Raw genomic sequence first — 14,334 nt, 5'->3', positions numbered from 1 at the left:
GGAAGCGGCGCTTGTTCTGCATATTGATTCAAATATAGCTTGCATCAACTTATGCTGGCGCTAGAATCAGGACGAAATTTTGAAAACTTATTCAATTGGGCTGTATGGGTATCGAATTAATCGGCATCGAAAAATCCTGGCACAAGGTGCCGGTACTGCAACAGGTCAGCTTCCGGACCGCACCCGGCGAGACCTTGGTATTGCTGGGCCCGAGCGGTGCGGGCAAGAGTTCGCTGCTGCGGATGATGAACCTGCTGGATACCCCGGATGCGGGTGTGCTGCGCATTGCGGACAGTGAATTTTCTTTCCCGTCCAGCCTCTCTGCCGCGGAATTCAACCGTCAGGCCCAGGCCTTGCGCCGCAAGGTGGGCATGGTGTTCCAGCAGTACAATCTGTGGCCTCATCTCACCGTGATGGAGAACTTGATTGAAGCCCCCGTCAAGGTGCTGGGCATGAGCCGCGAGGCCGCCATCGAGAAGGGCGCCTACCTGTTGGCCCAGTTGCAGCTGGCCGACAAGCGGGATGCCTGGCCTGCGCGCCTCTCCGGTGGTCAGCAGCAGCGGGTGGCCATTGCCAGAACCCTGATGATGGATCCCCAGGTGCTGCTGTTCGATGAACCGACCGCGGCCCTCGATCCCGAAATAACCAAAGAGGTGGCGGAGATCATCCGCACCCTGAGCCAGACCGGCATCACCCAGGTGGTGGTGACCCACGAGGTGGAGTTCGCCCGCAAGGTGGCCAGTCAGGTGATTTATCTGGAGAAGGGGCGGATCATCGAATCCGGCACCGCCGCCATCTTCCAATCTCCGCAAACCAGCCGGTTTGCCGAATTCTTGATGCATTGATACTGAATCGATAAGGAAGCTGTCATGAAAAAGAGTCTGTTGCTGGTTGCCGCCATGGGTCTGCTGAGCACCTCCGTGCTGGCAAAGGAGATCAAGTTCGCCACCGAGGCCACCTATGCGCCGTTCGAATACCTGGATGACAAGAACGAGTTCCAGGGCTTTGACATCGATCTGGCCCGCGCCGTCTGCGAGCAGGCCAAGCTGGAGTGCAGCTTCCACAACCAGGCCTTCGACAGCCTGATCCCCAGCCTCAAGTTCCGTCGCTATGACGCCGTCATCGCCGCCATGGACGTGACCCCGGAGCGGGCCGCCCAGGTCGACTTCTCCGACATCTATTACGAGAACTCGGCGGTATTCGTGGCCAAGAAGGGCGCCTTCAAGGGGCCTGAAGAGCTGGTGGACAAGACGGTCGGCGTGCAGAACGGCACCTCCCACCAGTCCTACCTGGTGGACAACTGGGTGAGCAAGGGTCTGCTGACCGTGCCCTACGCCAGTTACCAGAGCGCCTTCCTCGACATGATGAACGGTCGCACCGACGGTGTCTTCGCCGACACCGCCGTCGCCGCCGACTGGCTCAAGCAGCACAAGGAGTACGCTGTCATCGGCACGCCGGTGACCGACGCCAAGTACTTCGGTACCGGCTTTGGCATCGCTGTGGCCAAGGGCAACCAGGAGCTGCTGACTCAGCTGAACAAGGGGCTGGCCGAGATCAAGGCCAACGGCACCTATCAGAAGATCTATGACAAGTACTTCGCGCAGTAAGCCATGTTGAGCCTGTTGTTGGATGCAGCCTGGATGACCCTGGGGCTGGCCTTGGCATCACTGGTCGGGGGCATGACACTTGCGCTGGCGTTCAGCGCCGCCGAGCTCAGCAAGCGCAGTTGGCTGGTGTGGCCTGTGGCCACGCTGACCACGCTCATTCGTGGTTTGCCCGAGCTGCTGGTGGTGCTGTTCATCTACTTCGGCTCGACCCAGGTTCTGTTCCTCATCACCGGGGAGTATGTGGAGTTCAGCCCCTTCGCCTGCGGCGTGCTGGCGCTCTCTCTGCTGTTCGCCAGTTATGCCACCCAGACTCTGCGGGCCGCCCTTAATGCGGTGCCCGCCGGGCAGCGGCTGGCGGCGCTGGCGCTCGGTCTCGGCAAGAGCCACATCTTCTTTCGCATCGTGCTGCCCCAGGCCTGGCGCCATGCCCTGCCGGGGCTGGGCAACCAGTGGCTGGTGCTGCTCAAGGATACCGCATTGGTCTCCCTCATCGGGGTAAACGAGATGATGCGCCAGGCCCAGATGGCCTCTGCCAGCACCTATGAACCCTTCACCTGGTATGCCGCGGCAGCCCTCATCTACCTGGCCATCAGCCTGGTGAGTGAATTTGGCTTGAAGCAGGCGGCTCGCTATACCCGTCGTTACGGAGGCTGATCATGCAGGACTATCTGATGACCCTGCTGTGGGGATTTGTTATCACCCTGCAACCGACCGTCTTGAGTCAGCTGAGTGACTGCGGGTTCAAGCAGGCTGCTCCTTCTACCCGCCGTTACGGAGGCTGATCATGCAGGATTACCTGATGACCCTGCTGGGTGGGCTGGCGATTACCCTGCAGCTCACCGCCTTCAGCCTGCTGCTCGGCGTGCTGATGGCGGCTGGTATGACCTGGGTGCTGGAGCGCCGCATTCCGGTGGCGACCCAGCTGGTGCAGCTCTGGGTACTGGTCTTTACCGGCACGCCGCTGCTCATCCAGATCTTCCTCATCTACTACGGGCCGGGTCAGTTTGAATGGCTCAAGGCCGGGCCGCTCTGGCCGCTGCTCAAGCAGCCCTGGTTCTGCGCCGTGCTGGCGCTCGGTTTCAACACCGCAGCCTACTCCACCCGGCTGTTCAAGGGGGCGCTAGATGCCATCCCCGCCGGCGAGGTGGAAGCCTGCCGGGCGCTCGGTTTCTCGGCCGGCCAGACCCTGTGGATGAAGGCGCGTCACGCCGCCCGTCGGCTGGTGCCAGCCTACTCCAACGAGGTGATCCTGGTGCTCAAGGGCAGTTCCCTCGCCAGCACCATCACCATCATGGACATCATGGGGTTGGCCCAGCGTCTCAACGCCCAGACCTATGACACCCTGGCGGTGTTCACCGTGGCCGGGGGTCTCTACCTGACCATGAATGGATTGTTAACAATTGGTTTCCGCTGGTACGAGAAGCGAGCACTGGCATTCCAGTCCTGAAGCAGTCGTATTTACCTCTTAATGGTGGGGGAAGCACAGGAAATCTGTGTCTTTCCTCCCATTTATCGCATATTCCTCTCCGCTTTCGTCGCCGCCTGTTCCCTGGCTCACAGAACCCGTGATTACAACTGTTATCAGATTGTTTTTTAGCAGGGGATCCTTTAAGGTGAGGCGCACAATAAGAAATAGCGTTAACCCAACTAGAAACAACCTTAAACCTACGCTTAGACATGGAGTTGATCATGAAAGTTGCCGTTCTGGGTGCCGCCGGTGGCATCGGCCAAGCCCTTGCTCTGCTGTTGAAAAATCGCCTGCCTGCCGGTTCCGAGTTGAGCCTGTATGACATTGCCCCGGTCACTCCGGGCGTGGCGGCGGACCTGAGCCATATCCCGACTGACGTGAAAGTAAAAGGTTTCTGCGGTGAAGATCCGAGCCCTGCTCTGGTCGGCGCCGATGTCGTGCTGATCTCGGCCGGCGTGGCACGCAAGCCCGGCATGGATCGTTCCGATCTGTTCAACATCAACGCCGGTATCGTCAAGAACCTGGTGGAGAAGTGTGCCGTCTCCTGCCCCAAGGCACTGATCGGCATCATCACCAACCCGGTCAACACCACGGTCGCCATTGCCGCCGAAGTGCTGAAAAAGGCCGGTGTCTATGACAAGCGTCGCCTGTTCGGCGTCACCACCCTGGACGTCATCCGTGGCGAGACCTTCGTGGCCGAGGCCAAGGGCCTGAACATCGACAAGATCCGCGTCAACGTGATCGGTGGCCACAGTGGCGTGACCATTCTGCCGCTGCTGTCCCAGATCGAAGGGGCCAGCTTCACCGCGGAAGAAGCGGCTGCCATGACCAAGCGTATCCAGAATGCCGGTACCGAAGTGGTGGAAGCCAAGGCCGGTGGCGGTTCTGCCACTCTCTCCATGGGTCAGGCGGCCTGCCGTTTCGGTCTGTCCCTCATCAAGGGTCTGCAGGGCGAAGCCAACGTCATCGAGTGCGCCTATGTGGAAGGCAATGGCGAGCACGCCACCTTCTTCGCGCAGCCGGTACTGCTGGGCAAGAACGGTGTCGAGAGCGTGCTGGACTACGGCAAGCTGAGTGCCTTCGAGCAAGAGTCCATGGACAGCATGCTGGCTACCCTGAAGGCCGATATCCAGCTGGGTGTCGACTTCGTCAAGTAAGCCGCAGCGTCGATCATGAGGGGAGCCCAGGCTCCCCTTTGTCATTTCCGGGGTTTGGTGTGACGGACTAAGGAGATGGACCCGGCTGCCGATAAAGAGGGCAGCAGGAGATCCCTATGATGAAACCCAGTACCCTCGTCGGCCTCGTCGGTCTGTGCAGCCTCCCCTTGCAGGGGGCCGAGCCGGTATCGGCAGCCACGCAAACCCAGTCGGTGGCGGCTGCCTCCGTCCCGGCACCCTCGGCGGCCATGCCATCGACCGCCCCAGCGCCAGTGCCGGTTGCGTCAGCGACCCTACCGGCCACCGCAGCTGTACCCTCAGCCGCTGTGCCGGCGACTGATCCGGCCCCTGTGCTGTCGACCCTTGCCGCACCTGCCCCAGTGACATCGGCCCCGGCGGCTGCACCGCTGCCCAAGGCGGTGAACCCTGGCTCCCTGGTCACCGGAGATCTGCAGGCGGTGCCGCTCTATCGCCAGGACGAGCTGCTCAACTGGATAGAGCAGGGACGTCATCTGACCCGGGTGAAGCAGGACAGGTGCCAGCTGACCCAGGACATAGAGGCGCGCGCCTCTGTGATGAAGATCCCGGCCTATCAGTTCCTGTGGGGGGACATGCTGGCCTGGGGCGTCTGCATCAAGCCGGACGCCCAGGTCGGGGTGCAATACATGTGGGAGGCGGCCAATCAGGGCCTGGCCCCGGCACTGGAGCAGCTGGGGCGCTATTACTGGAAAGGCATCCTGGTCCAGAAGGATCTGGTACGGGCCGAGACCCTGATGCGGGAGGCCGCCAGCCTGGGTTTCCAGCGGGCCCAGATAGAGTGGGTCGAGATGCTGCTGCAGGGCATGGGCAGTCCGCTGGATTACGAAGAGGCCTACCACTGGCTGCACGGTGCCGTCATCGGTGACAAGGCGACCCACCAGAAGGCCGCGAGTCTGCTGAGCCGGCTCGGCAATCGTATGCCTGCCAATGCCATCGCCCGCGCCAAGGCGATGCACTAAGCCCGGCAGGCCAGGTCACTGGATACGACAAGGCCCACGAACCTGTGTTAGTGGGCCTTGTGCATTTCTCCGGTCAGGAGGCGGGATCAGAGATCCTGATGGGGGCCGAATACCTCGTAGTGCATTCTGTCTGCGGGGATGCCCAGGGCCAGCAACTGGGCCTTGATCGCTTTCATGAAACCCAGAGGGCCGCAGAAGTAGTAGTGGGCCTTGGCCGGGATGAGGTCCGTGACCTGTTCCAGCGCCATGGTGCCGCTGAAGTCGTAGTCCTTCCCCTGCAGGTCCTGCTCGGCAGGCGTCCTGTACCAGACCCGGCTCTGCAGGCTGGCGTGCTGGCGGCTCTTGGTCTGGATATCTTCCTTGAAGGCGTGCTGGGCGCCATGCTCGCAGGCATGGAGCCAGCGGATTTCAGTTCCCGCTTGTTCGGCCAGCAACTGGTTGAGCATGCTCAGCATGGGGGTCAGGCCCACACCGGCGGAGAGCAGCACCACCGGGGTGGCCGTCTCGGTCTGCAGGAAGAAGTCCCCCGCCGGCGGCATCAGCGCCACCTCGTCACCGACGTGAAGTTTGTCATGCAGCAGATTGGAGGCCTGGCCCTGAGGCTCGCGCTTGACGCTGATGCGGTAGTCGCGGCCATTGGGGGCATCGGAGAGAGAGTATTGACGGATCTCCTGATGCTCCAGGGACGGGTGATTGAGCCTGATGCTGATATATTGTCCAGGCTTGAAGCGCAGCACGGGTTTGCCGTCGACGGGCACCAGCATGAAGGAGGTGACAAGCTCGCTCTCCTGGCGCTTCTCCTTGATGAGGAAGGGGCGGGCCCCTTGCCAGCCACCGAGCTCGCTCGCCTTCTCCCGGTAGAGCTGGCCCTCCCGACCGATGAAGATGTCGGCCAGCACGCCATAGGCCTTGCCCCAGGCTTCCAGCACCTCGTCAGTCACCGCACTGCCACCCATTTCTTTGAGCGTGGCCAAGAGATGACTACCCACAATGTGATATTGTTCCGGCTGGATCAGGAAACCCGTGTGCTTGTGGGCGATGCGTTCCACGGCTCCGGTCAGGGCCCCCAGGTTGTCGATATTCCTGGCATAGGCCGCCACGGCACTGAACAGCGCAAGGGGCTGACCGCCACTGCGCTGATGGGCCAGGTTGAACACATCCTTCAGCTCGGGGTTGTGGTTGAACATGCGCTGGTAGAAGTGCTGGGTGAGGGCAGGCCCCGCCGATTCGAGCAAAGGAATGGTGCTCTTGATGACGGCGATGGTGGCTTGGTCTAACATAGGAGGTCCTTTCTAATTGAACATCTGGAATGTCACTTAATAAGTTGCATCCTAAATGTTTAATTGATCTGGATCAATCATCAATTCTTTGCGCTATGCGCCACAGGCACTATGAGACTAACAAGCTATACCGATTTTGGATTGAGAGCCCTGCTCTATCTGGCCACCTTGCCGGAGGGGGAATTGTCGAGCGTGGCCAAGGTGTCTGCCTTGTATGACGTCTCTCGCAATCACATGGTGAAGGTGGTGAACCAGCTGGTGAAGCTGGGTTATCTGCAGTCCCAGCGTGGCAAGAATGGCGGGATCCGCATGGCCTGTTCCCCTGAGAGCGTGAACATAGGCCAGGTGATCCGGGCGCTGGAAGGCAACCTGGACGGCATCGACTGCAACTCGCCGGTGTGCCACATCGTTTCTGTCTGTCTGCTCAAGAGTGCCTTGAAGGAGGCGATGAACGCCTTCCTGGCGGTGATGGACGGCTACACGCTGCAAGACCTGCTGGCCAACCGTGACGAGCTGCAGCAGGTGTTCGGCGAGCTCATCCCGACCCTGGTGCTGGAGCCGGATGACGAGGGCGAGTGAGACGAAAAAGGCTGCCATCGGCAGCCTTTTTTCAATCCTCGTAACCTGACTCGTTACGGTAGAGGTGTGGCATGATCCTGGCCATCTTCACCATGTTGTTCTCGACTTCGAGGATCTCGATGGGATAACCCGCCAGCCTGACGCTGATGTTGGGCTGGGGGATCTCCTCCAGGTACTCCAGGATCACCCCATTGAGGGTGCGCGGGCCGTCAATGGGCAGGTGCCAGTGCATCTCCTTGTTCAGCTCGCGGATGCTGGCGGAGCCTTCCACCAGGAAGGAGCCGTCCGGCTGGGGGTGGATCTCGTCGCTCGGTGCCGGTGCCATGGAGGTGGTGAAGTCGCCCACTATCTCTTCCAGGATGTCATCCAGGGTGATCAGCCCCTGAATATCGCCATACTCGTCGACAATCAGCCCGATCCTCTCCTTGTTGCGCTGGAACTTGGCCAGCTGCACGTTGAGCGGCGTGCCCTGTGGAATGAAATAGATGGGATCGACTTCCCGCAGCAGGCTGGACTTGCTGAACTGGTCCCTGGCGACCAGCCTGAGGGCGTCACGAGAGTGTAAAAATCCGACAACGTCGTCGATGTTGTCGCGATAGAGCAGGATTTTGGTGTGAGCGCAGTGAGCCAGCTGGCGCAATATGCTCTTCCAGTCGTCATTGATGTCGATGGCAGAGATCTCGCTGCGCGGCACCATGATGTTCTCCACCGTCATCTTGTCCAGATCCAGAATGCTGATCAGCATCTCCTGATGGCGCTGGGGGATGAGGCTGCCCGCCTCGTTGACGATGGTGCGCAGCTCTTCGGTGTTGAGGGAGTCATCCTTGCGATGTTCCAGTCGCAGCAACTTGAGCAAGAGGTTGGTGATGCTGTTGATGAGCCAGACCAGGGGGGCGAAGGGCACCATCAGCCCCTTGAGGACCCAGGAGGCGGGGTAGGCGATGCGTTCGGGGAACATGGCCGCCAGTGTCTTGGGGGTGACTTCCCCGAATATCAGCACCACCAGGGTGAGGCCAAAGGTGGCAACGGCGACGCCGATGTCCCCGAACAGCCGGATGCAGACTATGGTGGCGATGGCGGAGGCCAGGATGTTGACCAGGTTGTTGCCGATGAGGATGAGGCCAAGCAGGCGGTCCGGTCGGGCCAGCAGCTTTTCGACCCGACGGGCCGCCTTGTGCTTGGTTTGGGCCAGATGCCGCAACTTGTAGCGGTTGAGGGACATCAGACCGGTTTCAGAACTGGAGAAGAAGGCTGACAAAACAATCAAGATAACGAGAACAATCAGTAATGTGCTCGTTGAGATACTGTCCAAGAAGGGCTCCTGTTGGGATGGTTTTGGGGTGGCTGAACCGTCAGCTCAGCAAGACTTCCTTGACGAAGCGGCTGCCAAAGTAGGCCAGGGTCAGGATGACACTGCCGATGAGGCTCAGCATGATGACCTTTCGACCACGCCAGCCACGGGTGTGGTGACCCCACAGCAGCAAGGCATAGACGCACCAGGCCAGGATCGAGAGGATGGCCTTGTGGGATTTGCCCTGGGCGAACATGTCTTCCAGAAAGAACAGACCCGAGGCGATGGAGAGCGTCAGCAGCAAGAGGCCCGCGGAGATGAGCTGGAACAGCCGTTTCTCCACCGTCATCAGGGGCGGCATGGCGGGCAGATGGCTTATCTTTCTGGACTTCAGCTGTCGATCCAGACAGGCAAGCTGGAGCGCAAAGAGGCAGGCGATCATCAGCACCGAATAGGCCATCAAGGCGAGCCCTATGTGCAGCAGCAGTTGGGGATGAGCTTCCAGATGGGTGATGTAGCGACCCGGTATGAGGGCGCTGGCGGCGAGCAGCAAGGCCGAGAAACTGTAGACCACGGGCAGCAGGATCCAGCCGTTGAAACGGCGGGTGACGCAGGTCATGAAGCAGCTGATGATGAGGCTGACCAGGGACGCGACGTTCAACATGCTGAGATTCTGGCCGGAATGGGTGGCCAGCACCTCGCTTCCCACCGCCACGCCATGGGCGGTCAGGGCCAGGCCGACACAGGCAAACAGCGACACCTGCCCGACGGGCTTGGCGCTGAGCAGCAGGTGCAGAGAGGCGATGATGGCCAGCAGGTAAAACGCCAGGGCCAGAACAGAGATCACGATCATAACCAGGTCGTTGTCGAACAAGCTTTTATGGATAAGAGGGGCAGTATACCTTGCACAAGATATGCTCGCCAGTTGTGCCAGGGGCTAACTGCCCATATATAAGTAGCAGCTGACGGCCCCGTGCGGCGAATAATCGTCCTCCGGCGTTGACTGGGGTATAATGCCCTCCATTTGTTACACCCGCTCATTCGATGGCGGGTCACCGCCGCAAGCGGTGAGTAATCGTCCTCACAGTGCTGACTGGGGTATAATGCCCCCATTGTTACGCCAAGAATCGGAATGCGTCATGTTTGAGAATTTGACTGAACGACTCTCGCGCACCCTGCGCAATGTCAGTGGCCGTGGCCGGCTGACCGAAGAGAACATCAAGGATACCTTGCGTGAAGTGCGCATGGCGCTGCTCGAGGCGGACGTGGCCCTGCCGGTGGTGCGTGACTTCGTTGCCCGCGTGAAAGAGCGTGCCGTCGGCCAGGAAGTGGCCAAGTCCCTCAGCCCGGGCCAGGCATTCATCAAGATAGTGCATGGCGAGCTGGTCTCCGTCATGGGGGAGGCGAACGAGCAGCTCAATCTGGCCGCCCAGCCGCCGGCCATCATCCTGATGGCGGGTCTGCAGGGGGCCGGTAAGACCACGACTGTGGGCAAACTCGCCAAGCTGCTCAAAGAGCGCCACAAGAAGAAGGTGCTGGTCGTCAGTGCCGACGTCTATCGCCCCGCGGCGATCAAGCAGCTCGAGACTCTGGCCAACGACATCGCGGTCGATTTCTTCCCGAGCGATGTGACCCAGAAGCCGGTGGCGATCGCCACCGCCGCCATCGATCAGGCACGCAAGAAATTCTATGACGTGGTGATCGTCGATACCGCCGGTCGTCTGCACGTGGACACCGAGATGATGGCGGAGATCCAGGATCTTCACGCCACCATCAAGCCGGTCGAGACCCTGTTTGTGGTGGATGCCATGACAGGTCAGGATGCCGCCAATACCGCCAAGGCGTTCAACGAAGCGCTGCCGCTCACCGGCGTCATCCTCACCAAGGCGGACGGCGACGCCCGCGGCGGTGCCGCCCTGTCGGTACGCCACATCACCGGCAAGCCGGTCAAGTTCATCGGTATGGGCGAGAAGACCGATGCCCTTGAGCCCTTCCACCCGGACCGACTCGCGTCCCGTATCCTCGGCATGGGCGATGTGCTGTCGCTTATCGAGGAAGTGGAACGCACAGTCGACAAGGAAAAAGCCGCCAAGCTGGCCAGCAAGGTCAAGAGCGGCAAGGGCTTCGATCTGGAAGATTTCCGCGAGCAGTTGGCCCAGATGCGCAACATGGGCGGCATGATGGGCATGCTCGACAAGCTGCCCGGTATGTCCGGTCTGCCGGATAACGTGAAAGATCAGATGGATGACAAGATCACTGTGCGGATGGAGGCCATCATCAGCTCCATGACGCCCAAGGAGCGCGCCCATCCTGATCTCATCAAGGGCTCCCGCAAGCGCCGTATCGCCGCAGGTTCCGGCATGCAGGTGCAGGACGTCAACAAGCTGCTCAAGCAGTTCACCGAGATGCAGCGCATGATGAAGAAGATGTCCGGCAAGGGCGGCATGCGCAAGATGATGGGCCAGATGAAGAACATGCTGCCGCCCGGATTCGGTGGCGGCGGACGCGGTCCGTTCTGATTTTCCTGCTTGTCAGGCAAAAAGGCTCACCGCGGTGAGCCTTTTTCATGCCGACTCCTGCGCAAAAAATAGCAGGCTTGGTTGCAATTATTACGAATCCAAGTAGAATTACGCGGCTTATTTTAAGCTAGGGTCTGCGTATTTGCAGGCCTTGTTCATTAGATGTTCATGAGGACGATATGGTAACCATTCGTTTACAACGTGGTGGCGCGAAAAAGCGTCCGTTCTACCAGGTAGTAGTTTCTGACAGCCGTTGCGCCCGTGACGGTCGCTTCATCGAGCGCGTTGGTTTCTTCAACCCGGTTGCTGCTGGTAACGCTGAAAAGCTGAACCTGGACCTGGCTCGTATCGAGCATTGGGTTGCTACTGGTGCCGCTGTTTCTGACCGCGTTGCCAAGCTGATCAAAGACGCTAAAAAAGCTGCTTAATCAGCCAAACGGTAAGGAGTTAAGGTGGAAAAACCTATAGTTCTGGGCACCCTGGGTACCGTCTACGGCATCAAGGGCTGGCTTAAAGTGAACTCCTTCACCGATGTTGCCGAAGCGATTTTCGATTACAACCCCTGGCTGATCAATCAGAACGGGGTGTGGCGTGAGATTCAGGTTTCGGCCTGGAAGCGTCACAACAAGGGTCTGATCTGCAAGCTCGATGGTATCGATGTGCGCGAGGATGCCCTGGCATTGACCAATGTCGAGATTGGCGTAGCCGCCGATCTGTTGCCTGCGTTGCCTGAAGGTGAATTCTACTGGCGTGACCTGATTGGTTGCTCCGTGATGACCACCAAGGGATACGACCTGGGCAAGGTGACCGAATTGATGGAAACCGGCTCCAACGATGTGTTGGTGGTTGAGGCCAATGTAAAAGATGCCTTTGGTGCAAAGGAGCGGCTGATCCCGTTCCTGGAAGAGCAGGTGATCAAGAATATTGATCTGACTGCTCGAACAATCGAAGTTGATTGGGATCCTGGTTTCTAGTTTCCCGCGCTAACACGGGTGCCGGAGGTTTCTTATGTGGATTGGGGTGATCAGCCTCTTCCCGGAAATGTTCCGAGCCATTACCGAGCACGGGGTAACGGGTCGGGCCGTCAAGAGTGGCCTGCTGCAGATTGAGTGCTGGAACCCTCGGGATTTCACCCACGACAAACACCGTACGGTCGATGATCGTCCTTATGGTGGTGGGCCTGGGATGCTGATGATGGTTCAGCCGCTGCGTGATGCGATTCATGCAGCCAAGCAAGCGGCGGGAGACGGGGCGAAAGTCATCTATCTCTCTCCTCAGGGGCGCAAGCTGACTCAAGCGGGCGTAACCGAGTTGGCGACGAATCAGAAACTGATTCTGGTCGCCGGTCGATACGAAGGTATCGATGAACGCGTGATACAAACCGAAGTCGACGAAGAGTGGTCTATCGGGGATTACGTGTTAAGTGGTGGCGAGTTGCCTGCCATGACCCTGATCGATGCGGTTTCGCGTCTGGTCCCCGGGGTCTTGGGCGATCAGGCCAGTGCCGAGCAGGACTCCTTCACGGATGGCCTGCTGGATCATCCCCACTACACTCGGCCGGAGTTGTTGGATGGATTGGCGGTGCCCGAGGCGCTGACAAGCGGCAATCACGAAGTGATTCGGCGCTGGCGTCTCAAGCAGTCGCTCGGACGAACCTGGCAGAGAAGGCCGGAACTTATTAACAACCTAGCTCTGACTGACGAGCAAGAATCACTTCTTGCCGAGTATGTCCGCGAAGTGCGTGACAGCGTTAAGTAGAGTTTTCAGTTTATCCTAGGTAAGGAAAGACAATGAGCAAGATTATTCAGCAGCTTGAACAAGAGCAACTGCGTACCGACATCCCGGCATTTGCCCAGGGCGACACCGTACGTGTTCAAGTTCGTGTTAAAGAAGGTGGTAAAGAGCGTCTGCAGGCTTTCGAAGGCATCGTCATTGCCAAGCGTAACCGCGGTCTGCACTCTGCTTTCACCGTTCGCAAGATCTCCAACGGCGAAGGTGTTGAGCGTGTATTCCAGACTCACTCTCCGCTGATCCACAGTGTAGAACTGAAGCGTCGTGGTGATGTTCGCCGCGCCAAGCTGTACTACCTGCGCAACCTGTCCGGCAAAGCTGCTCGTATCAAAGAGAAGCTCAACTAATTCGATTCGAATTGGTGTCGAATTCTCGACAGGTAGTGAAAAGGCTCGCCAATGGCGAGCCTTTTTTGTATGTGCGTTTCACACAGACCGGCTTCAGCCAGGCTGGCTGACCCGCACCACAGAGTTGTCGCGTCCGAAGGGGCCGGGCACGTAGTCGTCCGCTTCCCAATCGTTGTCATAACGGGTTTCCCCGTCCGGCTGCACCAGTTGGTAGCAATACTCGAAATGGCTGGGGCCATCGGTGGGAAGGTTGAGGGTTGCCTTGAACTCCCCGCTCTTCATTCTTTTCAATTCAATGGGCTGCCACTGGCTGAACTCCCCCAGCAGCAAGACCTGTTCGGCCTCGCCCGCGGCCTCTTTTTCCACTGCGAAGGTCACCTTGACCTCGGGGCGGGACTTGAGAAATTGCTTGTTGATCGGCATATGGACTCCTTGTCACTGACTGCGAAGAAAGTAGTGCTGTTCATTTTTATATCACTTTATGACAAGGATGTTGATAGCAATCGTCAGGCAGGCAGGGCGAAATGACGCCGAAGCAGCTGGTGAGTGAAATCAATCTTGAGATAGAAGCCCCTTGGCAGTGTCTGGATCGGCTGGCCATTGCGGCCGATGGCGCGGGTCAGTGCCTTGCTGTTGGCCGCCTTGGGGCGCAGCTGCATGACCTGGCCGTGGCGGGCGCTGATCTGCTCCACCTCCCCCAGCACTATCATGTCCATCAGCTCCTCCCAATCCTGACGCAGCAACCTGTCTTCTTCTTCGTTCGGGCTCCACAGCAACGGCATGCCGACCCGGCGCTCACCGACGGGGATGGTGCGGCTGCCCTCCACCGGGATCCAGAGTACCCGCGACAGCTTGTTGCGCACATTGGACTCCTCCCAGCGCTGGCCGCTGATCCCGATGAGGGGGGCGACGCAGACGAAGGTAGTTTCCAGCGGTTTGCCCTGAGGATCGATCGGGATCGTCTTGAGCTCTATACCGAGATCGGGGAAGTCCTGCTCCGGCCGGCTGCCCGCGCTGGCGCCCAGCTGCCACTCGATCAACTGGCCGATCCAGCCCTTGTCCCGCCGGAGATCCCGTGGCACAGGGATGCCGGCCGTCGCTGCGAGCTGGGCCAGGGTGAAGCCCGCCATGGCGTAGGCGCGCGCCAGCAATTCCTGCTCTGACTGTGGGTTGGCGGGCATGAGGGGCTCCTGTTGGCGAGAAGGGGGGGGGGACAAGTTTGATCCTGACAGAGGATCGCTGATTTTGTAACCGATCCTTGCCCGGCTATACACAGAGGGGGCAGGATTATGAATTT

Annotated in this window: 18 protein-coding genes; 13 read left to right on the top strand and 5 right to left on the bottom strand. The window is 59.4% G+C overall.

What is annotated here, in order from left to right:
• Positions 1 to 104 precede the first annotated feature (104 nt).
• The 7 genes from WIR04_RS17740 to WIR04_RS17710 all read left to right on the top strand — a co-directional run bounded on the left by WIR04_RS17740 (position 105) and on the right by WIR04_RS17710 (position 5,230).
• Complete coding sequence (locus tag WIR04_RS17740) at positions 105 to 845, top strand: ATP-binding cassette domain-containing protein (RefSeq protein WP_163135598.1); 741 nt, start codon at positions 105 to 107, stop codon at positions 843 to 845.
• 24 nt (positions 846 to 869) lie between these two features.
• The gene (locus tag WIR04_RS17735) at positions 870 to 1,607 is read left to right on the top strand and encodes a transporter substrate-binding domain-containing protein (protein ID WP_025325686.1); all 738 of its coding nucleotides are present in this window, start codon (positions 870 to 872) and stop codon (positions 1,605 to 1,607) included.
• 3 nt (positions 1,608 to 1,610) lie between these two features.
• Entirely contained in the window at positions 1,611 to 2,261 is a 651-nt protein-coding gene (gene artQ / locus WIR04_RS17730; protein ID WP_338888677.1) for an arginine ABC transporter permease ArtQ, read from the top strand.
• A gap of 2 nt (positions 2,262 to 2,263) precedes the next feature.
• The gene (locus WIR04_RS17725) at positions 2,264 to 2,389 is read left to right on the top strand and encodes a hypothetical protein (RefSeq protein WP_338888675.1); all 126 of its coding nucleotides are present in this window, start codon (positions 2,264 to 2,266) and stop codon (positions 2,387 to 2,389) included.
• 2 nt (positions 2,390 to 2,391) lie between these two features.
• Complete coding sequence (gene artM, locus WIR04_RS17720) at positions 2,392 to 3,054, top strand: arginine ABC transporter permease ArtM (RefSeq protein WP_338888673.1); 663 nt, start codon at positions 2,392 to 2,394, stop codon at positions 3,052 to 3,054.
• Between the two features lie 242 nt (positions 3,055 to 3,296).
• Positions 3,297 to 4,232, top strand: coding sequence for a malate dehydrogenase (gene mdh, locus WIR04_RS17715; protein ID WP_025325689.1), 936 nt, complete (start codon positions 3,297 to 3,299; stop codon positions 4,230 to 4,232).
• A 407-nt stretch (positions 4,233 to 4,639) separates the two neighbouring features.
• Entirely contained in the window at positions 4,640 to 5,230 is a 591-nt protein-coding gene (locus WIR04_RS17710; protein WP_307766016.1) for a flagellar protein MotX, read from the top strand.
• A gap of 86 nt (positions 5,231 to 5,316) precedes the next feature.
• On the opposite strand, the gene hmpA is transcribed toward WIR04_RS17710, so the two are convergent.
• Positions 5,317 to 6,510: an NO-inducible flavohemoprotein gene (gene hmpA / locus WIR04_RS17705; protein WP_338888670.1), complete on the bottom strand. Its 1,194-nt coding sequence runs from the start codon at positions 6,508 to 6,510 to the stop codon at positions 5,317 to 5,319.
• A 111-nt stretch (positions 6,511 to 6,621) separates the two neighbouring features.
• On the opposite strand from hmpA, the gene WIR04_RS17700 reads away from it, so the two are divergent.
• Positions 6,622 to 7,089: an Rrf2 family transcriptional regulator gene (locus WIR04_RS17700; protein ID WP_338888668.1), complete on the top strand. Its 468-nt coding sequence runs from the start codon at positions 6,622 to 6,624 to the stop codon at positions 7,087 to 7,089.
• Between the two features lie 31 nt (positions 7,090 to 7,120).
• Here WIR04_RS17700 and WIR04_RS17695 read toward each other — a convergent pair whose 3' ends face one another.
• Together WIR04_RS17695 and WIR04_RS17690 are read right to left on the bottom strand one after the other, a co-directional pair.
• On the bottom strand, positions 7,121 to 8,401 hold the full coding sequence (locus WIR04_RS17695) for an HlyC/CorC family transporter (protein WP_338888666.1): 1,281 nt from the start codon (positions 8,399 to 8,401) through the stop codon (positions 7,121 to 7,123).
• A 40-nt stretch (positions 8,402 to 8,441) separates the two neighbouring features.
• A complete protein-coding gene (locus WIR04_RS17690; protein WP_041204421.1) occupies positions 8,442 to 9,233 on the bottom strand; it encodes a cytochrome C assembly family protein in 792 nt (263 codons plus the stop codon).
• Between the two features lie 286 nt (positions 9,234 to 9,519).
• Here WIR04_RS17690 and ffh point away from each other — a divergent pair, with 286 nt between their 5' ends.
• The 5 genes from ffh (at position 9,520) to rplS (ending at position 13,037) form a co-directional block, all read left to right on the top strand.
• A complete protein-coding gene (gene ffh, locus WIR04_RS17685) occupies positions 9,520 to 10,899 on the top strand; it encodes a signal recognition particle protein (RefSeq protein ID WP_025325695.1) in 1,380 nt (459 codons plus the stop codon).
• Positions 10,900 to 11,078: 179 nt separating this feature from the next.
• Positions 11,079 to 11,327 (top strand): 30S ribosomal protein S16, encoded by a 249-nt coding sequence (gene rpsP / locus WIR04_RS17680; RefSeq protein ID WP_025325696.1) that lies wholly within the window; start codon positions 11,079 to 11,081, stop codon positions 11,325 to 11,327.
• A gap of 24 nt (positions 11,328 to 11,351) precedes the next feature.
• Complete coding sequence (gene rimM / locus WIR04_RS17675) at positions 11,352 to 11,873, top strand: ribosome maturation factor RimM (protein WP_005332346.1); 522 nt, start codon at positions 11,352 to 11,354, stop codon at positions 11,871 to 11,873.
• A gap of 34 nt (positions 11,874 to 11,907) precedes the next feature.
• A complete protein-coding gene (gene trmD / locus WIR04_RS17670) occupies positions 11,908 to 12,657 on the top strand; it encodes a tRNA (guanosine(37)-N1)-methyltransferase TrmD (protein ID WP_011704631.1) in 750 nt (249 codons plus the stop codon).
• Between the two features lie 32 nt (positions 12,658 to 12,689).
• Complete coding sequence (gene rplS, locus WIR04_RS17665) at positions 12,690 to 13,037, top strand: 50S ribosomal protein L19 (RefSeq protein ID WP_005313505.1); 348 nt, start codon at positions 12,690 to 12,692, stop codon at positions 13,035 to 13,037.
• A gap of 93 nt (positions 13,038 to 13,130) precedes the next feature.
• On the opposite strand, the gene WIR04_RS17660 is transcribed toward rplS, so the two are convergent.
• Both WIR04_RS17660 and mutH read right to left on the bottom strand, forming a co-directional pair.
• Positions 13,131 to 13,460 carry an isoamylase early set domain-containing protein gene (locus WIR04_RS17660; protein ID WP_025325698.1) on the bottom strand — a complete coding sequence of 110 codons (330 nt, stop codon included), beginning with the start codon at positions 13,458 to 13,460 and terminating at the stop codon, positions 13,131 to 13,133.
• A gap of 83 nt (positions 13,461 to 13,543) precedes the next feature.
• Positions 13,544 to 14,218, bottom strand: a complete 675-nt coding sequence (gene mutH, locus WIR04_RS17655; RefSeq protein WP_025325699.1) for a DNA mismatch repair endonuclease MutH — start codon at positions 14,216 to 14,218, stop codon at positions 13,544 to 13,546.
• Positions 14,219 to 14,334 lie beyond the last annotated feature (116 nt).

It is taken from the genome of Aeromonas rivipollensis, from assembly GCF_037811135.1.
GTDB classification, from domain to species: domain Bacteria; phylum Pseudomonadota; class Gammaproteobacteria; order Enterobacterales; family Aeromonadaceae; genus Aeromonas; species Aeromonas rivipollensis.
The sequence above is the reverse complement of the archived record's forward strand: the minus strand, read 5'-3'. Positions and strand labels throughout refer to the sequence as shown.